The organism is Comamonas avium, assembly GCF_014836675.1.
Taxonomy (GTDB): domain Bacteria; phylum Pseudomonadota; class Gammaproteobacteria; order Burkholderiales; family Burkholderiaceae_C; genus Comamonas; species Comamonas avium.
Window position 1 is genome coordinate 334913 of the sequence record NZ_JACSQK010000004.1, and the last position, 20228, is coordinate 355140.

Below are 20228 nucleotides of genomic sequence, written 5' to 3' on the forward strand. Positions count from 1 at the left end.
TCAGAAAGATTCCCAGTCGTCCTCATGGCTGCTGGCAGGGGCTTTGCTGTTCAAAGGCGCGGGCTTGAGCAGCTTAGGTGCTGGTGCGGGCTGAACTGCAGGTTTGTTCACAGCAGGCTTTCTGGCCGTACTGGTGCTGACAGCCGCTACTTTGCGCACTGCTGCCGTATGAGTTGCTGCAGGTACAGCAGGTACAGCAGGTGCAGTAGCTACGGCCACCGGGCGACGCAGTGGTGATGTCAGCGCTGCAGACTGCTGACCTACATTGAACACCGCCACCACTTCAGCCAGACGCTGTGCCTGGTCATGCATGGAAGTGGCGGCTGCGCTGGACTCTTCCACCAACGCTGCGTTTTGCTGGGTCATCTGATCGAGATTACTGATGGCTTGGTTGACTTGTGCAATGCCATCGCTTTGCTCATTGGCCGATGCGGAAATCTCACCAATCAAATCAGTCACGCGGCGCACGCTGGCTACAATTTCCTGCATGCTCTCGCCGGCCTGTGCCACTTGCTCTGCTCCCAGGTCCACGTTGTTTACGCTGGTGTTGATCAAGGCTTTGATCTCTTTGGCAGCCTCGGCACTGCGCCCCGCCAAGCTGCGAACTTCTCCAGCAACTACGGCAAAACCACGGCCTTGCTCACCAGCACGCGCTGCTTCAACTGCGGCGTTCAGTGCCAGGATATTGGTCTGAAAAGCAATGCCATCAATCACCCCGATGATGTCGCTGATCTTGCGGCTGGAGGTATTGATCTGGTCCATGCTCATCACTACCTGGCTGACCACTTCACCACCACGCTCGGCAGCCTGCACCGCTGTTGCAGCCAATTGATTGGCCTGCCGGGCAGTGTCTGCGGACTGTGTCACGGTGGCGGTCAACTCTTCGATGCTGGCCGCAGTTTCTTCCAGGTTGGCCGCAGTTTGCTCGGTGCGTGCAGACAGATCCTGATTGCCCGTGGCAATCTGTGACGCAGCCGAAGAAACAGAATCTACGCCGTTGCGCACTTCACCCACCACAGTGCTGAGCTTTTGCGTCATGGCATTGAGACTGCGCAGCAACTGGCCCAGTTCATCCTTGCGATCGTCATGCACATTGCGTGTCAGGTCACCCGAGGCAATGGCATTGGCCAGATCGACAGCACGCGCCAATGGCGCTGTGAGCTGACGCACCAGCCACATAGCCAGTAGCAGACCCGCCAGCACAACCACGGCCAGCACAGTCAAGCCAACCACAAAACCTGCGGTGCGCTCAGTGCTGGCATCTTCCAAAGCTTCCGTGCGCATTTGCTCTTGCAGACGGACCAAGGCATTCAAGTCCTCCATGAAGTCATCCACGGCAGGTGCCAAATCTGCACGTACCAAACGTACGACATCACCATCGTTGCGACGCTCCATTGCGACCTGCTCAGCCAAAGCATTGAGCTTGCTACGCTTTCCCACAATCTGGTTAAACAAGGCACGTCCTGCCTCGCTTTTCAATCGAGCCTCGGTTTCGTTCATCAACGCCGTCATACGGGCTGAGCCTTGCTTATATTTGCTCTCAAAGAACTGCATTGAATCGCTGTCTTGCGCCAAATTTCCAGCAATCAAATACCCAGCGGTGGCTTCCACGCTGCCGCGCAACTCAACAACCAGCCGGATATGCTCCTCTGTGTCTCGAACCTTGTCCCGTAAATGAGATTCCAAGCTCTTCATATGGTTAGTCATGCCTAACCCCGCGAGCAACATAGCGGTCATCACCACCAGCATCAACAGCCAAATCTTTTTGGCAACCGACAAATTCTTGAACTGCATATCCACCCTGAAAAGCGAAAAGCCGCGATGAAAACATCGCGGCACCAGAATTCTACAAACAGCAACAATTACACCGGGTTTACCCGAAAAAACCAACACTACCTAACAAACAGTTACATTGAAGTTACATGCTGTCTACGGACACAAAAAAGGCCGCACAGTGCCTGCATCTGTACGGCCTTGTTTGCAACGACGCAGCGTTTTAAGCGGAACGCTCGCCCAGACAAATGCCGATATCACGCGCCATGGTCAGCAATGGGTGGTCTGGCGCAATTTTTCGCTGAGTATTGGCAACCGTGGCAATTTCTACGCTGCCAATCTGCCCGTTCTGTAGCGTTACCATTCGGCCAAACTGCCCGGCCAGCACCAATTGCGCAGCATGGTGCCCAAACTGGGTGGCCAACACCCGGTCAAATGGCGTAGGGTCTCCACCACGCTGCACATGACCAAGGACGGTGGTGCGCACTTCGCTTTTCAAATGTGGCTGCAACCGCTCTCGCAGCACATGGCCTACGCCGCCCAGGCGCACGGGGTCAGGGCTGTGTGCAATGGTTTCCCGTACTGTCAGGCTTTGCCCGCTTTCCTTGGCACCCTCACCAATGCAGATGATGGTGTAACGCTGGCGCTGCTCACGGGCCTTGCATACGTCAATGATGGCTTGCAGGTCATAGTCGATTTCAGGCAGCAAGATGATGTCGGCCGCACCGGCCACACCAGCTTCCAGAGCCAGCCACCCCGCATTGCGGCCCATGGTCTCCACAATCATCACGCGGTGGTGGCTGTTGGCCGTACTCTCGATGCGGCGCAGGGCTTCGGTAGCGGTGGCCACAGCTGTGTCAAAACCAAAGCTGCGCTCGCAGTTGGCAATGTCGTTGTCAATGGTCTTTGGCACGCCGACGCACTGCATGCCCACCGCATTCGCCAGCCCGTAGGCCAGGCTCATGGTGCCGTCGCCCCCGATAGCGACCACCACATCCAGACCCAGCGACTGCACATTGCGCTTGACCTGTGCCAGCGTCTCTGTGCTTTTGAGTGGATTGGCGCTGTTGCTGGTACCCAAAATGGTGCCGCCAATGTGCAAGATGCCAGAGACTTCATCCCAAGACAGAGGCTTTACACGGGGTGTTTCCCCCATCAGACCTTCAAAACCGTCTGCAATGCCAATAACGGCACATTGACCTTGGCTGATCAGTGATTTGGTGACCGCACGGATCACCGCATTCAAACCGGGGCAATCGCCCCCCCCAGTCAGCACACCAACGCGCATGAGCTTCTCCTCGTTCTTGCAGACTTGACCTTCAGGCTGTTTGCCTGAAACCAAAAAATCGGATCATCCCACGTTCCCTCGGGCAGATAGTTCCCCATCCATAAAAAAAGGCCAGACTCGATGTCTGGCCTTTATGAGTGGCAGCGTTACCGCTGAAGCTCATCTATCACGCGCTTGCAACAACTCAATGTGCAGCAAGCGATTGCACTTTTTGGCGCACCTTAGCCACATCGCGGGCACTGACCTGCGACGCCTGGTTGCCCCAGCCCTTGCGCAGGAAGCTTGCCAACTGAGCCACTTCGTCGTCGGTGAGACGATCGGCGTAGCCTTGCATGACCAGATGCATGGGGCGGCGATCCGTTGCAGGAGAAGAAGCACCCTTCAAAATCACCGAGATCAGCGGGCTGGCATCTTTGCCCAGCACCATGGCATTGCCTTGCAGCTCAGGAAAAATCTCAGCGGCACCCTTACCGCTGACAAAGTGGCAGGCAGCGCAATTGTCCAGATACAGGCGGGCACCCAGAGACATATCTGGTGATGCAGAGGTCAGTAGTTTGGCGGTAGCTTGACCAGCTTCGTCCGCAGGCAGTGGCGGCATGCTGTGAGGCCCGGGTGTAGCCACTTGTGCGGATACTGCTTGCACGGACTGGCCATCCATGCTCTTGAGGAACACGGCCATGGCATTCAAGTCCGCATCGCTCATGTACTGCATCGAATGTTCGACAACCAAAGCCATCTCACCATTGGCCACAGCGTGCGCATTGCGACCTGCGCCCAGATAGGCTGCAATTTCTGACGCTGGCCATGTCTGGACCCGGGCATCTTTGCCACGCAGCGCTGGGGCATTCCAGCCATCCACCATGCCGCCTGTCAGGAAGTTGGCGTCAGACACAGTAGTACCGTTTTGCGCCATGAGCGGCGTGCGTGGACTGTGGCAGGCCGCGCAGTGACCCGCACCTTCCACCAGGTACTGACCACGGATCTGCTGATCATCCCCTGCCATGGGCTTGAAGTCAGCTTGGCCAGACAGCGCCAGCCAGTTCCATGCACGGATACCAAAGCGCATGTTGAAAGGAAAGCTGAGGCTGGTGGCCTGTACTTCGTTCTTCACCGGAGCCACTTCGGTCTGCAGGTAGTCGAACAACGCTCGGATGTCGCCTTCCTTCATGAAGCGGTAGTTCTCATACGGCATGGCTGGGTACAGCTGCTGACCGTGGCCACCCACGCCATCCACCATCGCAGTGCGGAACTGCTCCAGTGTCCAGTTGCCGATACCAGTTTCTTTGTCTGGCGTGATGTTGGAAGCCCAGATGGTTCCCATGGGGCTTTCAATGCCACGCCCTCCTGCAAAAGGCTCACCGCCTTTGGCTGTGTGACAGGCAAAGCAGTCACCGGCGCGCATGACGTACTCACCGCGGCCGGCCTCTGCCTTCCAGTCAGCGGGCAAAACTTCGTTCGCGCCCGAGGGCTTGAACGGGGCATAGGCCAGCGCTAGCGCCGCGATGATGCCAAGAACAATCAATGCAATCAGAATGCTGAGGTATTTTTTCATCGTGTGCTCCCCCTCAGACCAGCGGACGTGGGTTTTTCAGATACATCGTGCGGATGGCGTGCAGCGTCCAGTACGCCAGGCCACCCACCATGCCGGTGGGGTTGTACTGGGTGTTCTGTACAAAGTTACCGGCACCAAAGACAAACACGTTGTGCTTGTCCCAGGCCTGGCAGTAACGGTTCACCACACCTTCGAGAGGGCTCTCAGACATGATGTGTCCACCAGTGTTGTGCGTGGTCTGGTAGGGGCGCACGTCAAACTTGGCACCAATGTTCTTGAAGCCCGACTGCAGCAGATCCGGCTTCATCGCATGACCGACTTCCTCGGCCTTGCTCTTTTGGTACTGGGTCATCTTCAGGTCGTTGTCCTGCCAGTTGAAGGTCATGCGCATCAGTGGACGGCCATGCGGATCCTTGTAGGTGGGGTCCAGATCCAGGTGATTGACGCGGTAGGACATGTGCGATCCGTGGGTACCGATCGACATCGAGTGGCCATACCACTCGCCAATGCCCTTCTTCCAGCCTGCACCCCAGCCCGGTGTGCCCTTGGGCAAAGGCATGGAACGGATAGGCTGACCATTCATCGCGCCAACGCGCCAGTAGGCGCCACCGATGAATCCCAGCTTGCCGAAGTCGTTCTGGTTGACACCGTAGTCATCGATGCACATACCGTTGGAGCCGTGCGCAATGAAGGGGTTGAAGTTGTCTTCCTTGAAGAACAGGGTCACACCACCATTCATCTGGTAGGCGTAATTCTTGCCAGTGACACCCTTGTTAGTCTTGGGATCGTAGGGTTCACCAATGCCGGACACCAGCATCAGGTGCACGTTGTTCAACTGGTAAGACGACAAAATCACCAGATCTGCAGGCTGGAACACTTCTTCTTGCTTGACAGCGTCAAAGTACGTCACACCGGTCGCCGTCTTGCCGTCGGCAGCGGTTTCCACACGCAGCACTTCGCAGTGCGTGCGGTAAGAAAAATTAGGCTTGCGCTTGAGGGCATCCAGCACCGCAGTCTGGGGCGATGACTTGGAGTACTGGTAGCAACCGTAGCGCTCGCAGAAACCACAAAAGTTGCAAGGCGCCATCTGCATGCCGTAAGGGTTCACATACGATGTGGATGCAATGCCTGCCGGTGCGGGAAATGGGTGCAGCCCCATGTTCTTGGCTGTGGCTGCAAACTTGCTGGAGTCATAAGTCGTACCCAGTGCAGGCATGGGGTACTCTTTGGAGCGCCAGCCTTCAAACGGATTACCGCCAGGCTGAAGCTGGCCCTTGAGATTACCTGCCGTGCCAGACACGCCTGCCACTTCGTCAAACTGGGTGAAGTAGGGCTCCAGTTCATCGTAGGTAACGGGGTAATCCATCAGATTCATACCTTCCGGAATGATGGACTCACCCCAGCGCTCCTTCACATAGGAACGCAGTCGAATCTCCTGAGGCTGCGGGCGCCACAGCAAACCGTTCCAGTGCGTACCCGCACCACCGACGCCGTTGGCAGGCAGGAAGGAGCCCATGGAACGGTAAGGCAAAGCAATTTCGCCATCGTTACGGCGCACCGTCACTGTCGCCTGACGGGGGTGCTGCATGTTCTTCAAGCGCACGCCATAGGTCAGCTCGTCAATCTGATTGGGGTACTTGAACTCAGGCACCGTGTTCTGATCGCCGCCGCGCTCCAGCGCCACGATTTCCAGGCCTTCAGCAGCCAGCTCCATCCCGGCAATCGAGCCGGTCCATCCGAGGCCAACAATGACCACGTCTTTCTTTTTTTCAATGCGTGCCATGGTTTAAGCCCTTTCGCCCTTGATCGATACCGGACCCAGTGGGTACTTTCTGTTGTGCTGATCCACCCATTCGGCATAGCTGGCGCGTGCGCCGGGAAAACCGATGTACTTCCATGACTGCATGCGGAAATTTCCGCCATGCTGCGGGTCGGCGAAATAGCCTTCCTTGGTATTGGCCAGCAGGGTGGTGAAGAAGATGCTGAGCTCTGGCTCCAGCTTGATCTCGCCCTTTTGCAGAGCAGTCAAGGCTTCGTCCTGCTGCTCAGGTGCCAGGCTCTTGAACTCCTTGCCAAAGCGCTCTTTGCATGCAGCGTTGAACGCAGGGATCGCCTTGCGATACAGCTGCGCAGGGTTGAGCGGTGTTTGCCAGCCACGATCGGCGGTGGCTTGCGGATCGTGCGGACCTTGCATGTACCAGATGTCAGCATTCCCGTAGTAACCCACCAACTGGCGGTCAATGAACACTGGCACATGGGTTTCCAGGGCACCGGGGCCATCACCTTCAGACGGAATCAGGCGCGCGGTAGCCGCAAGCACGAAGTTCCACTCCTCGGGGGTAAAAAATTCAGGCTGGTACTTGTCCAGCTGAATCGGAGCTTCTTTGGAGTTGGCGTGAAAGGTCATCGCCATGCCAGTGAGTGCCACTCCTGCACCAGACGCCATCAAGAAAGTTCTACGACTTGGTGGGGAAAAGTTAGACATTTTTCTATTCCTACATCACGTAAATATCGATCCAGCACGCCCATGTGTTTGAGGACTTCAAAATAAAAATCCCTCTTTAATTCAGTGCATTGCATCGAATCAAAAAGGGAAATACTTTAAAAAACGGACATGCATCAACACAAAGTTCAAGCTTTTATTGAGCTATCTCACAATGTCTTAATGTTTCGATGCTATGGATTTAGGTAAAGATTTGTTGGTCATCCCACACGCAACTGCAAGTGAGCCATGGTCTTTTATTGGAGCAAAAACATAGGGTTTACCATTAGATATAAGACCTAAGACTCCCGACTCCCAACTGCTTGAAAAACTTGGGAATTCAATGAACGAATAACAAAAAAAAATGCTCTATAGATTGCTACCAACCCACCACTTTTGTAGCTAGCGCTCTCTCAGATGGCTGTACAACGACACAACCTGCATGTCACACCTGTAGCAACGCAAACAAAATGCATATGCCTTGCGGACATGCACCCTTCAGTCACTGAGGCGGATTGAAACCACCCTGCCACCACGTGAGCCGCGAGCCCTGCGTACACAGAAGGGATGTAAGGCTTGCACCCACCTAGTCATGCAGACGAGCGACCAAAGTGTCCAGTCAAAGCTTTAAAAAAGCTGGGCAACATGACAAATCATAAAAAAATCCGCCAGCAAACAGTCGTTTGCGGCGGATCTTGAGGGGGCGTTTTATCCGGTGTATCAGGGCAGCATGTCCAGCGCCTGCAGGTATGCCGGCTGCAGCATCAAATCTTCCCAAGGCTGGGGGACTGTCTCAGGCAATAGCGAGACGCGGCGCGATTCAGAGTCCACATCCGGCACCCAGCGCCCAGAGCGCAGGGCGTCATCCATACCATCGAGCAATTCGTCCACATGCTCGCCAAGACCCAGGCTCTGATTGCACAGCAGCACCATATCGCAGCCAGCATCCAGCGCGCGCAAAGCGGCTTCCGTGTAGCTGATGACCTGGCCATCAATGCGGCGTGCAGCTTCCATGCTCAGGTCATCACTGAAGATAGCGCCGTCATAGCGCAGCTCGCCGCGCAAAATGTCTTGCAACCAGGTTTTAGAAAACCCCGCAGGCAAGGCATCCACCTTGGGGTAAATCACATGGGCAGGCATCACGGCGGTCAGAACGCTTGAGAGCCAGGGGTACGGCGCAGCATCTTCCGACAAAATCTTTTTGAGCTTGCGCTTGTCAACAGGCATGTCGACATGCGAGTCCGCTTTCACATGGCCATGCCCCGGAAAATGCTTGCCGCAATTTCCCATACCGGCTTGCAGCAGGCCATGCATCAGGCTTTTGGCCAAGGCCGCCACCACCCGCGGGTCACGGTGAAAACTGCGGTCACCAATGACGCTGCTTTCGCCATAGTCCAAATCCAGCACAGGAGTAAAGCTGAAATCCACGCCACAGGCGCGCAACTCGCTGCCCAGCACATAGCCAGCAGCAGTGGCAGTGTTCATGGCACGCATGGCACCACTGCCTTTACGGCGTTTTTTACCGCTGCCATCATTCATCCACGTCTCGCCAAATGCACGCATGGGTGGAATGTGTGTAAACCCATCGGTGCGAAAGCGCTGCACGCGGCCACCCTCGTGGTCCACACAGATCAGCAAGTCATCTTTGACTGCCTTGATGTCAGCACACAGCTGCACCAGTTGGCCACGATCTTCCCAGTTGCGTGCAAACAAGATGATGCCGCCGACCAATGGGTGTGCAAGGCGGCTACGGTCCACATCGGTCAGGGCCTTACCTGCGATGTCGATGATGAGAGGCGCATGAAGTGCGGTCATAGGTGCTTACCTTGTTGAAGGAGGCATTCCTGCCTCCTCAATGCTGCAAAACCACAAGTATGACCGCGATGCGTGACTCGCTATTTGTGCGATATGCACAAGCTGCCAATTTCACACACCTGCCATGTGATGCCGCGCCACTCAATCTGCCTTGCGCTCCACCACGCAAAAGCTGGCGGCATATTCGCTTTCATCGGTCATGGTGATGTGCACGCTCAAACCACGCGCTTCAAACCAGTCACGCATCGCACCGTAGAGCACGATGGTTGGCTGCCCACTGGGCAGATTGGCAATTTCGCAACTGCGCCACGTCATGGGCATTGTCATGCCCAAGCCAATCGCCTTGCTGAAGGCCTCTTTGGCAGAAAAACGGGTCGCCAAATACTTAACGCCCCGCTCAGGCCAGCGAGCACTGCGCAAGCGCCATATGGCCAGTTCGTTGGTGGTGAGCACTTTTTCAGCAAAGCGATCACCATGGCGCTCCAAGCTGGCGCGTATGCGGCGAACATCACAGATGTCGGTGCCAATACCGTAAATCATAATTACAAGCCGAATCAGGCTCTACCGCTCACACAGTAAGCGTTAGTAGCTCACCTTTTAAAATCAACCGCGTTGCGCCATGCCTTGATCAATGCACGCTTGGTAGGCTTTGACCGTAGCGGCATATCCGAGTTCCAAAGCGTCAGCAATCAACGCGTGACCAATAGAGACTTCAGCCACACCGGGCACCTGCGCAACAAAAGCAGCAAGGTTTTCGCGGTTCAAGTCATGCCCGGCATTCACCTGCAGCCCGGCATCCAAAGCCGCTTGCGCTGCCTGCGCATAGATGGACAGCTGGTGGGCTTGGTCTGCAGTGCCCCATGCGGCGGCAAAGGGTTCGGTGTACAGCTCAACACGGTCAGCGCCAATGTCTTTGGCTGCAGCCATTTGCGCAGGTATGGGGTCCATAAAAAGGCTGACACGCACGCCCAGTGCCTTGCATTCGGCAATCAGTGGCTGCAGACGCTGAGCATCTTGCGGAAAGCTCCAGCCATGGTCACTGGTGAACTGGTCTTCGCTGTCGGGCACAAACGTGGCCTGGTGAGGCTTCACATTGCGAATGAAGTCCATCAGGTTCTGCGTGGGATTGCCTTCAATATTGAACTCAGCCTGCGGCCACGCTTTCATCAGTTCGGCCAGCTCATACACGTCGGCACCACGAATGTGGCGCTCATCGGGACGGGGGTGAATGGTGATGCCCTGCGCACCCGCCTGCAGGCACAGCAGCGACGCACGCGTAACTGATGGGATCCCCAAGTGACGCGTATTGCGCACCAGGGCGACCTTATTGACATTCACGGACAGTGCCGTGCGCTGGTAGGCGTGGGAAGAAGTAGAAGCGGTCATAGCGTTTGCAAATCCATCATCAACTGTCGGGTTCGAAGCAGCGGGCTGCCGCAATGGTATTGCAGCAAATGGCGCAGCTGCGGCTTCAATGCCGATGCCACTGCAGCACAGGCACGCACAGCGGCTGGGTAAGCACCATCACTCTGATCCAGCGCATGCATCAGTTGCGTCCACTGAAGACCAGTAAGCGCAGCACGATCGACCTCCAGCGCTGGGCGAAGCCCCATCTCGGGCACCAGCACATAGCTGGCGTCAGGCTGCAAGGGCTGCAGAGTTAATGTTTCCTCATGAAGTGACGGCAGCAGGCCTAGCTCACGCAGCAAAATCAACTCAAACGCACGCAGCACAGGCTCAATCACTTCACCTTGCTGTGTGGCCAGCAGTTTGACTACGGCACCGTACACATCAAACAGGTAGGTATACGGATCATCTCTCGCCAGCAGGCGCATGAGCAATTCGTTGAGATACATGCCTGTGAGCAAGTTGTTGCCCATGGGCATGATGTGCCCGCCAGCCCACTCAGCGCCCTTGAGCACATGAATGTCTGCATTGCCATCGCCCGATAAGGTGTAAGTCACATTCAGGGGCTGCAGCGCCAGCAGCACCGGCCGAAAGTTGGACGTGTGCTTTTTTGCACCCTTGGCCACCAGCGCAACCCGCCCTCGGTGGCGTGTGAAGACTTCCAGAATCAGACTGGATTCGCTCCAGTTATATCGATGCAGGATGAAAGAGGGCTCTTCGCCCACACGCTTGGCGGCCATAGGTGCTTAAAAACGGGAAAAGGCCTCAGAGAGACCTTTTGAAAAATCACGAGGCTTGAAGTGTCGCATAGCAACTGCCAAGACGCAGCGCAAGATCACAGTCAGTGCCAGCGCCACGGCAAGACCTTGCAGCCGAGTACCGGTAATTCCAGCCGGCACGACTTCGCACTTACTCGTAGCCGAATGACTTGACGCGCGTTTCATCGTCGGCCCAACCCGACTTGACCTTGACCCACACCTCCAAGAACACCTTGGCATCAAATAACTTTTCCATCTCTTGCCGGGCTTCAGTGGAAATGCGCTTGAGGCGCTCGCCACCTTGGCCAATCACCATGGCCTTGTGACCATCGCGCTCCACAATGATGGTCGAGGACACACGCATGAAGCGCTTGTGCTGCTTGCTGGCTTCTTCCTCAAACTTATCGATCACCACTGTCGAGGTGTAGGGCAGTTCATCACCTGTAAAGCGGAACAGCTTTTCACGCACAATCTCTGCAGCCATAAAGTTTTCGCTGCGGTCAGTCAGTTCATCTTCTTTATAGAACCACGGCTGCTCAGGTAGGTACTTGGCGCAGATACCAAACAGACGCTGAATGTCGTCCCGTTTTTTGGCCGACATGGGCACAAATTCAGCAAACGGATGACGCTCTTGCATGCTTTTGAGCCACGGAGCAATCTCATGGCGGCGGCCCACCATGTCCAGCTTGTTGGCCACCAGCAGTGTCGGAATACCGGGCTTGAACAGGCTCAGCACCTTGGCATCGGCCAGCGTAAAGCTCCCAGCTTCCACCACAAACAAAATCAAATCCACATCGGTGATGGCACCCATCACCGTCTTGTTGAGCGACTTGTTCAGCGCCGTGGAGTGCTTGGTCTGGAAACCGGGCGTATCCACAAAAATGAACTGAGTCTCTTCCTTGGTACGAATGCCTGTAATGCGGTGGCGCGTGGTTTGCGACTTACGCGATGTAATGGAGATTTTTTGCCCCACCAGCGCATTCATCAGCGTGGACTTGCCCACGTTGGGCTTGCCGACAATGGCAATCAGGCCACAGCGCTGCTCCTCGGGTGCATAAATACGTACAGGAATGGCTGCTTCAGCGGCTTTTTCCGCTTCAATTTCCGCAGCACGAGCCACCAAAGAAGGGGTCGCACCCGGCTTGGCCGCTGCCAGCATGGCATCCAGCTCAGCCATGGATTGGCCTGCAGGCGTCACCTCTGGCAAAGTATTGGAATTCTTTAGGCCTTTAGCGCCCTTGGCGCCTGCGGTGCTAGCTACTTTTTTCGCAGCATCGTTCATGGGTGTTTCGCTTTCAAAATTTCGAGCATGGCCGCTGCTGCAGCCTGCTCACCTATGCGACGCGAGCCGCCTTGGCCTCGCGCGCCCAGGCGCAGTTCGGGTATTACGCACTCCACATCAAAGGTCTGTTTGTGTGCAGCACCAGTAATGTTGGCCACACTGTATTGCGGCACGTTCATGCGTCGGCCTTGCAGCCATTCTTGCAACGCAGTCTTGGGGTCTTTCTCTGCGGCGCGCATATGGGGATTGATGTCTACGCCTTCAAACAGGCGATGCACCAGCTTCTCTCCGGCAGCAAAGCCCGCGTCGAGGTACACAGCCCCCAAAATGGCTTCTACCGCATCCGCCAAAATAGAAGGGCGGTTCTTACCGCCTGATTTGGCCTCACCCTCCCCTAACCGCAGCAAATCTGACAATTGCAGCTTCACGGCGATTTGATGGAGTGTGCCTTCCTTGACCAAGTTGGAGCGCACGCGTGACAAATCACCTTCTGGTAACTCACGCAAGCGCTGGTACAACAAACTGGAAATGGCAAGGCTCAGCACTGAGTCACCCAGAAATTCCAGGCGCTCATTGTTATCTGCCGAAAAGCTGCGGTGCGTCAGCGCACGCTGCAACAAGGCAGGGTTTTGAAAATCATGCTGCAGCTGTTGCTGCAGATCTTGCAGGGTGATTGGCACCTATTTGGTCTGGTATGTAAAACGATAAACAAGGTAGGCAGGGCCTACCAACGGCAAAGAGCGCTCGTACTCAAACTCAACAACCACACGTTCATTGATTTTGGAAATTTCCAGATCTGCACCAGTGATGGTCTTGATGTCGTCAATTTGTGCGGCACGATCAAATATGGCGCGCACTTCTGGCATCGTATTGCCTTCATTGGCAGCTTTTTGTGCGGCTTTCTTTGCGGCCTGATATTCCAAAGCTATCGGCAGTGATTGTCCGCCAATCGCAAAGACCGCGATGGCCAGCAGAGCAATCAGTACAAATCCAATGAAGGACACGCCCTTTTGACGATGACGAGACGCAGAACGCATGATTTCCCTCTCTTCTTATAAAAAATGGCCGCTCAAAGCGGCCATCAGTTAAGGCGCAAAGCCCTTAGTTAAAACCGCCGATACGCTTGAGGTTACCGAAATTCATCCAAACGAAGAAGGCTTTTCCGACAATGTTTGCTTCGGGAACAAAGCCCCAGTAACGGGAATCCAGCGAGTTATCACGGTTATCGCCCATGGCGAAGTAATGCCCCTGTGGCACCTTGCACGTCACCCCTTCAACAGAGTATGTGCAGTTGTCACGGAAGGGAAACTCTGATGCACCCTGAACAAAAGCAGGCATTCCCTTGGTATTGAGCAGCTTGTGCGGCTTCTCGCCCAGCGTTTCTTCGAACTGCTCAAAGTAGCGCATCGCATCCGTATCAAAAAAGTCAGGCAACTGCTTAATTGGTACTTCTTGCCCATTGATAGTCAGGCGCTTGTTCAAATAGGCCACAGTATCACCGGGCACACCGACTACGCGCTTGATGTAATCCAACGTGGGCTGTGGCGGGTAGCGAAAGACCATCACATCACCACGCTGAGGGGCGTTGCCTTCAGTGACTTTCGTGTTGAGCACAGGCAAACGCACTCCATAAGTGAACTTGTTCACCAAGATCAGGTCACCCACCATCAGCGTCGGAATCATTGAACCCGATGGAATCTTGAACGGCTCAAACAGGAAAGAGCGCAGTACAAACACCACAAACAGCACCGGAAACAGGCCCGCCGTCCAGTCTAGCCACCATGGCTGACGCAGGATGCGGGTTTCGCCTTCCTTTGTATCTGCCATGTCATGTCGCAACCCCTGACGCTCCAGCTCAGCACGGCGTGTTGCAGCTTCGCTGTTTAAACGCTCCGCTTCCTTCTTGCGCTGCGGCCAGAAGTAAAAACGTTCCGCCAGCCAGTAGATGCCGGTGACAAAGGTGGCCAAAAACATCAGCAAGGCAAAGTTGCCTTCGATGACCCCGGTGTACCAAGCACCGATGTAACCCACAAATGCGGCCAAGATGGCCGCGGTGATCCATTGCATGGCTTGCATGGGCTCCCTCGTTTTAGTCTTCAACTTGCAAAATGGCCAGGAAGGCTTCTTGCGGCACCTCCACAGAACCAATTTGCTTCATGCGCTTCTTACCGGCCTTCTGCTTTTCCAACAGCTTGCGCTTGCGGCTCACGTCACCGCCGTAGCACTTGGCCAGCACGTTCTTGCGCATGGCTTTCACGGTCTCACGCGCAATGATGTTGCCACCAATGGCGGCCTGAATGGCTACATCAAACATCTGGCGACTGATGATTTCGCGCATCTTGGCCACCACCGCGCGACCACGGTATTGGGACTGACTGCGGTGGACGATGATGGACAGTGCATCCACCTTCTCACCATTGAGCAAAATATCTACCTTCACTACGTCTGAAGCGCGGTATTCCAGAAACTCATAATCCATCGAGGCATAACCGCGCGAGACCGATTTGAGCTTATCGAAGAAGTCGAGCACGATTTCACCCAGCGGCATCTCGTAGGTCAGCATCACCTGGCGACCGTGGTACTGCATGTTCATCTGCACGCCGCGCTTTTGGTTGGCCAGCGTCATCACAGGACCCACATATTCTTGCGGCATGTACAAGTGCACGGTCACGATGGGCTCGCGAATTTCCTCAATACGCCCGATGTCGGGCATTTTGGAAGGATTTTCCACATCAATGACTTCACCGTCACCCTGCACTACCTGGTAGACCACGCTGGGCGCGGTAGTGATCAGGTCTTGATCAAATTCACGCTCCAGGCGCTCTTGCACGATCTCCATGTGCAGCAGGCCCAAGAAGCCACAGCGAAAGCCAAAGCCCAGCGCCTGAGACACTTCGGGCTCATAACGCAAAGCAGCATCATTGAGCTGCAGCTTCTCCAGCGCATCGCGCAGCTGGTCGTATTCAGAAGCTTCCGTGGGGTACAAACCTGCAAAAACTTGGGGCTGTACTTCCTTAAAGCCAGGCAATGCCGTTTCGGCAGGGCCTAAATTGTTTGGAAGCTTTTTTTCCAAAGTGATGGTGTCACCCACCTTGGCAGCCTTGAGCTCCTTGATCCCCGCAATGATGTAGCCCACTTCACCCGCTTTAAGGCCCTCCCGCGGCGAGTTGGCAGGAGTGAACACACCGAGGTTGTTGGCTTCATAAGCCGCACCCGTTGCCATCATCTTGAAACGCTCGCCTTTTTTGAGCTGGCCGTCCACCACCCGCACCAGCATCACGACGCCGACATAAGGGTCAAACCAGCTGTCCACGATCATGGCCCGCAAGGGAGCATCGGGGTCCCCTTTCGGGGCAGGCACTTTGGCCACAATGGCTTCCAAAATGTCATCAATGCCCATGCCTGTTTTGGCCGAGCAAGGAATGGCATCGGTAGCATCGATTCCGATAACGTCTTCGATTTCTGCCTTTGCGTTGTCAGGATCTGCATTGGGCAGATCCATCTTGTTGAGCACCGCTGTGACCTCCACGCCCAAATCGAGTGCGGTGTAGCAATTGGCTACAGTCTGAGCTTCAACCCCCTGGGATGCATCAACCACCAGCAATGCGCCTTCACAGGCCGAAAGCGAGCGAGAAACCTCGTAAGAGAAGTCTACGTGGCCAGGGGTATCGATCAGATTCAGGTTGTAGACCTGCCCATCTTTTGCCCTGTAATGCAACGCGGCTGTTTGCGCCTTGATGGTGATGCCACGCTCTTTCTCGATGTCCATCGAGTCCAGCACTTGCGCCTCCATCTGGCGATCGGCCAAACCGCCACAGCGTTGGATCAGGCGATCGGCCAGCGTCGACTTGCCATGGTCAATATGCGCAATGATGGAAAAATTTCGAATGTGCTTCATCAACGATAAGCGTTTGTAATTGAAGGAAAAAGTGTGCTCAAGGCAAGAAAAAAGGGCGCGTCTACTGCGACGCGCCCCGAACCAACAATCTCTGGCAACTGCGATTGGTTGGATGCTCGATTGTAGGCAAAATCGCCCAAAAACCAAGCATCCATTTACTATGGCTCAGGCACTCGCCTAGACCGCCAAGCAACTTATCCACAAGTTAACCACAATCCGATTGAGGATTCACAGACACTACCTTCAGCACCCAGCAGCGCCGTATCTACAGCAAGTACTTGCTTGTACAAACCCGTGACCGCGCTCATCAAGCGGGCATTCTACCCAAGCCCCCAGACAAAGCCCTGCAATGCTGCAGTAGGTCATTCCTACACAAGGATTAGAGCCTTGCGCAGGAATTGTGTGCTGGCACTTTACTTGCCGTTAGGGCGAATAAGAATGTACTGCGTCCAGTCACCACGGCGTACCAGCAAGTTGACTGGCTTGCTCTTGTCAGCCTTGGCCAGAGCGGCTTCAAAGCCCTTGACATTGGTCACCTCGCTATTGGCCACCGCCAACACGACATCCCCTTCTCGCAACCCTGCACGTGCAGCAGCTTCCGTGGCCGACAAAACGCGTACACCACCTTTGATTGCCAGTGATTTCTTTTGTGCCTCAGTCAACTCGCCGACTACCAGGCCAAGCTGCTTGGCGGTTGCCGTCGCACCAGAGGCTGGTTTGCCATCTGCACGCGCCGTGGCAACCTCGTCCGGCTCCACTTCTGCGACCATGATGGACAGATCGCGTGTTTGACCACGACGGAACACCGTGATCGTGCTCTTGGTGCCAGGCTTGGTATTACCCACCTGACGAGGCAGGTCAGCCACCTTGTCGATGTCTTTTCCATCGTATTTCACGATGATGTCGCCCGGCTCGATCCCGGCCTTAGCAGCAGGTGAATCTGGCTCTACTGCAGAAACCAGGGCACCACGCACCTTGCCCAGACCAATCGACTCAGCTACTTCCTTGGTCACCTGGCCAATTTGCACGCCAATACGGCCACGTGTCACCTTACCAGTCTTGCGCAGTTGATCACTTACACGCACAGCCTCATCGATCGGGATGGCAAAAGAGATCCCCATAAATCCGCCGGAACGCGAGTAGATCTGGCTATTGATACCCACGACCTCCCCGCGCATATTCAGCAGCGGGCCCCCTGAATTTCCAGGGTTGATCGCCACGTCGGTCTGAATAAAAGGCAAATAGTCGCCTGTATCACGCTGCTTGGCTGAAACGATGCCGGCCGTCACTGAGTTCTCCAATCCAAAGGGAGAGCCGATAGCCATCACCCACTCACCCACCTTCAAGCGGCCTACATCTCCAATCTTGACTGCAGGCAGGCCCTTGGCATCAATCTTCACGACAGCCACGTCAGTGCGCTTGTCTGCGCCAATGATCTTGGCTTTGAATTCACGCTTGTCCGCCAGTGTGACGATCACGTCACTAGCCCCTTCAACCACGTGAGCGTTGGTCATGACATATCCGTCAGAGCTCAGGATAAAACCGGAACCAACACCGCTTGGACGCTCTTCACCCTCACCTTCTGGCTGGGGGCTTCCTTGGCGTGGAATATTAGGAACGGGCACACCAAAACGCCGGAAAAACTCCAGCATGTCCTCATCCATTCCACTCATCGATGGCTGGTTAGAAATTTTCTCTGTGGTACGGATATTGACCACTGCTGGACCCACCGCATCAACCAACTGGGTGAAGTCGGGCAAGCCCGTCACCAAGGGAGCACTAGGCACAGTGACAGATTGAGTTTGTGCATGCGCTGCAGGCAACACGTGCCGTGCAGCATCACTCCATCCTACGGCCGTTGCGCCTGCGGCAATGCCGAGCGCCAGAACCACGGTGTGAATGGGCTTAAATTGCATTGATGGCATTTCAACATCCTTTCCAAAATCACAGTCTGCGCACCGCGCAGTTACATATTCAGAAAAAGGAACCGTGATTTGGTTCCCTAATTTCTCATCAATGCCCATGTAAACACATGCATTCACGGGATGACGTATTGCCAAAAAAAAGAGCGCATTGCATGCGCTCCTTCTTTACTTCAAAGTGTTTTAACCATGATTGCATTGAAATGCAAGCGCTGATAGCTCACTTCTTTGACAGCCAATATCGCCAGACGATCAATGGCTACGGGCGAGCACCACCACTACTGCGAGCTTGAAAGCTGGCATTACGCAAAAAGTCTGCCGGCGTCTGCAACGATGCCCGGCTGAGGTATTGCTGATGAGAGTCCAGCAATGCATCCAAGCGTGGATCACGCAACACATCACCACTCTCCGTCGCTACCAGCACCGGCGAACTCACTGCACCCTGTACGCTGGCCATCTGCGCCCCTTGCCCACCGGCAGGATTTCCCATCAAATTCCACCCCAAAGCAGCCACAGCAGCGACCGAGGCAAAACTGGCCGCAACCTTCCAGCGAAAAACAGCGCCATTGGCGGCCGGATCGCGCAATGCCACTACAGGACCATTCGCTGACACCAATCCCGCCGTCACTTGCTTGATCTGCGCAGGCTCAAGCATCAACGCTGGCTCATTGCCCAGCTGCGCACGCAAGCCGCTGAGCAAATCATGCTGGCTATGGTGCGCCAAATCAGGTGATCGCAGCACATCTCCGACCAAATGGTAAAGCTCCCAACTGGCACAGCCTTCTGGGCCTTCGGCACACGCCAAGGCCTGCTCTAGCTCTTCGCCATGCAACTCACCATCCACCAAAGCAGACAGTAATTCCTTGTTCATCTGTTGTTTCATCATGGGTTCACCTACTCACTGGCGTTGTACCGATGCTCTTGCACATCACCACCGCTTACCGCCTTGCCGCTCTAGCAAAGGCTTCACGCGGGCCGAAATCGCTTCGCGTGCGCGAAAAATTCGTGAACGCACTGTGCCAATTGGACAATTCATGGCAGAGGCAATCTCCTCATAGCTCAAACCCTCAATTTCACGCAGCGTAACCGCTTGTCGCAAATCCTCAGGCAAAGCCTCCATGGCTGCATTCACCGCTGCAGCTATCTCTTGTGCAGCCAGCACTGTTTCAGGCGTTTCGTCAGTGATTGGTTCATGGCGGGGACGGAAAGTTTCATCCTCGTCGTCGGAAATATGTAACGCACTCTCAAACACCACCGGATCGCGTCGCATTTCCACCAAGGCCTTCTTAGCAGTGTTGACGGCAATGCGATACAGCCACGTGTAGAACTGTGCCTCGCCTCGAAATTGATGCAAAGCCCGATATGCACGCAAGAACGTCTCTTGCGCAATGTCCTGCACCAGATCCTGGTCACGCACCATCCGGCCAATCAGACGCTCTATACGGCGCTGGTACTTGATGACCAGTAATTCGTAAGCCCGCTGATCTCCAGCGACGGTACGCTCGACCAATTGCAGATCGCTGTCAGAAGAGGAAGAAGGCGCTGGGGCTGATGTCATGAAGGCGAAGGGAGCGGTGGCTCCAGACCACAGTGCATCTAAAGCTCAAAGCGCTTTAGATGAAGAACTGTTCTGTGGCGGATGAGCAGATGAATATACAGCACGCCGCAAGTCCATCCACGCATGGGGTGCCCAATTCCTTTGCAGTACAAAGTGCTGCGTACGTTTGCGCCCATCCACAAAGCCAACAATCAGCAACCGCTGCAGATCCAAAATCACCACTGGCACACCCTGCAAAGGCCTCGCCTGCCCGTTGATCTCCCACAGCCAGCCGCAACCGCTCCAATGCAGAGCACCTTGCGGCAAGCGGTGCTGGGCTTGCCAGCCCAGCACCGCACACAACAGCCAAAGCAAAGCTGCTGCACCCACGCGCAGCCATAACTCATGACCAACGCCAGCCCCTTGCCAGGTCCATAAAAGTAAAAGCAAGCCGCTGCCTACAACTACCGCTGCCCACAGAATCCGCAGTTGCCGGGAATGTCGCAGGGGGTAA

At 55.3% G+C, this 20228-nt stretch carries 17 protein-coding genes; all 17 read right to left on the reverse strand.

Annotated features, from left to right (window positions below):
* The 17 genes from H9646_RS09310 to rpoE all read right to left on the reverse strand — a co-directional run bounded on the left by H9646_RS09310 (position 1) and on the right by rpoE (position 19735).
* Complete coding sequence (locus H9646_RS09310; RefSeq protein WP_191723087.1) at positions 1 to 1794, reverse strand: methyl-accepting chemotaxis protein; 1794 nt, start codon at positions 1792 to 1794, stop codon at positions 1 to 3.
* Positions 1795 to 1996: 202 nt separating this feature from the next.
* Positions 1997 to 3061 carry a 6-phosphofructokinase gene (locus tag H9646_RS09315; protein ID WP_191723088.1) on the reverse strand — a complete coding sequence of 355 codons (1065 nt, stop codon included), beginning with the start codon at positions 3059 to 3061 and terminating at the stop codon, positions 1997 to 1999.
* Positions 3062 to 3245: 184 nt separating this feature from the next.
* Complete coding sequence (locus H9646_RS09320; RefSeq protein ID WP_191723089.1) at positions 3246 to 4613, reverse strand: c-type cytochrome; 1368 nt, start codon at positions 4611 to 4613, stop codon at positions 3246 to 3248.
* A gap of 13 nt (positions 4614 to 4626) precedes the next feature.
* Entirely contained in the window at positions 4627 to 6396 is a 1770-nt protein-coding gene (locus H9646_RS09325) for a GMC family oxidoreductase (protein ID WP_191723090.1), read from the reverse strand.
* 3 nt (positions 6397 to 6399) lie between these two features.
* Positions 6400 to 7098 (reverse strand): gluconate 2-dehydrogenase subunit 3 family protein, encoded by a 699-nt coding sequence (locus H9646_RS09330; RefSeq protein WP_191723091.1) that lies wholly within the window; start codon positions 7096 to 7098, stop codon positions 6400 to 6402.
* Between the two features lie 717 nt (positions 7099 to 7815).
* Complete coding sequence (nagZ, locus tag H9646_RS09335; protein ID WP_191723092.1) at positions 7816 to 8910, reverse strand: beta-N-acetylhexosaminidase; 1095 nt, start codon at positions 8908 to 8910, stop codon at positions 7816 to 7818.
* A 141-nt stretch (positions 8911 to 9051) separates the two neighbouring features.
* Positions 9052 to 9450 (reverse strand): holo-ACP synthase, encoded by a 399-nt coding sequence (acpS, locus tag H9646_RS09340; RefSeq protein ID WP_191723093.1) that lies wholly within the window; start codon positions 9448 to 9450, stop codon positions 9052 to 9054.
* A 63-nt stretch (positions 9451 to 9513) separates the two neighbouring features.
* Positions 9514 to 10296: a pyridoxine 5'-phosphate synthase gene (locus H9646_RS09345; RefSeq protein ID WP_191723094.1), complete on the reverse strand. Its 783-nt coding sequence runs from the start codon at positions 10294 to 10296 to the stop codon at positions 9514 to 9516.
* Positions 10293 to 11057 carry a DNA repair protein RecO gene (gene recO, locus H9646_RS09350; RefSeq protein ID WP_191723095.1) on the reverse strand — a complete coding sequence of 255 codons (765 nt, stop codon included), beginning with the start codon at positions 11055 to 11057 and terminating at the stop codon, positions 10293 to 10295. Before recO ends, H9646_RS09345 begins: the two co-directional genes overlap by 4 nt.
* A gap of 169 nt (positions 11058 to 11226) precedes the next feature.
* Complete coding sequence (gene era, locus H9646_RS09355; protein ID WP_225214080.1) at positions 11227 to 12357, reverse strand: GTPase Era; 1131 nt, start codon at positions 12355 to 12357, stop codon at positions 11227 to 11229.
* Entirely contained in the window at positions 12354 to 13037 is a 684-nt protein-coding gene (gene rnc / locus H9646_RS09360; protein ID WP_191723096.1) for a ribonuclease III, read from the reverse strand. Before rnc ends, era begins: the two co-directional genes overlap by 4 nt.
* Positions 13038 to 13394: a DUF4845 domain-containing protein gene (locus tag H9646_RS09365; protein WP_191723097.1), complete on the reverse strand. Its 357-nt coding sequence runs from the start codon at positions 13392 to 13394 to the stop codon at positions 13038 to 13040.
* 64 nt (positions 13395 to 13458) lie between these two features.
* On the reverse strand, positions 13459 to 14433 hold the full coding sequence (gene lepB, locus H9646_RS09370; protein ID WP_191723098.1) for a signal peptidase I: 975 nt from the start codon (positions 14431 to 14433) through the stop codon (positions 13459 to 13461).
* 13 nt (positions 14434 to 14446) lie between these two features.
* On the reverse strand, positions 14447 to 16255 hold the full coding sequence (gene lepA, locus H9646_RS09375; RefSeq protein ID WP_191723099.1) for a translation elongation factor 4: 1809 nt from the start codon (positions 16253 to 16255) through the stop codon (positions 14447 to 14449).
* Between the two features lie 413 nt (positions 16256 to 16668).
* Entirely contained in the window at positions 16669 to 18180 is a 1512-nt protein-coding gene (locus H9646_RS09380; RefSeq protein ID WP_191723100.1) for a DegQ family serine endoprotease, read from the reverse strand.
* 256 nt (positions 18181 to 18436) lie between these two features.
* On the reverse strand, positions 18437 to 19063 hold the full coding sequence (locus H9646_RS09385; RefSeq protein WP_191723101.1) for a sigma-E factor negative regulatory protein: 627 nt from the start codon (positions 19061 to 19063) through the stop codon (positions 18437 to 18439).
* A gap of 42 nt (positions 19064 to 19105) precedes the next feature.
* A complete protein-coding gene (gene rpoE, locus H9646_RS09390; RefSeq protein ID WP_191723102.1) occupies positions 19106 to 19735 on the reverse strand; it encodes an RNA polymerase sigma factor RpoE in 630 nt (209 codons plus the stop codon).
* Between the last annotated feature and the right edge of the window lie 493 nt (positions 19736 to 20228).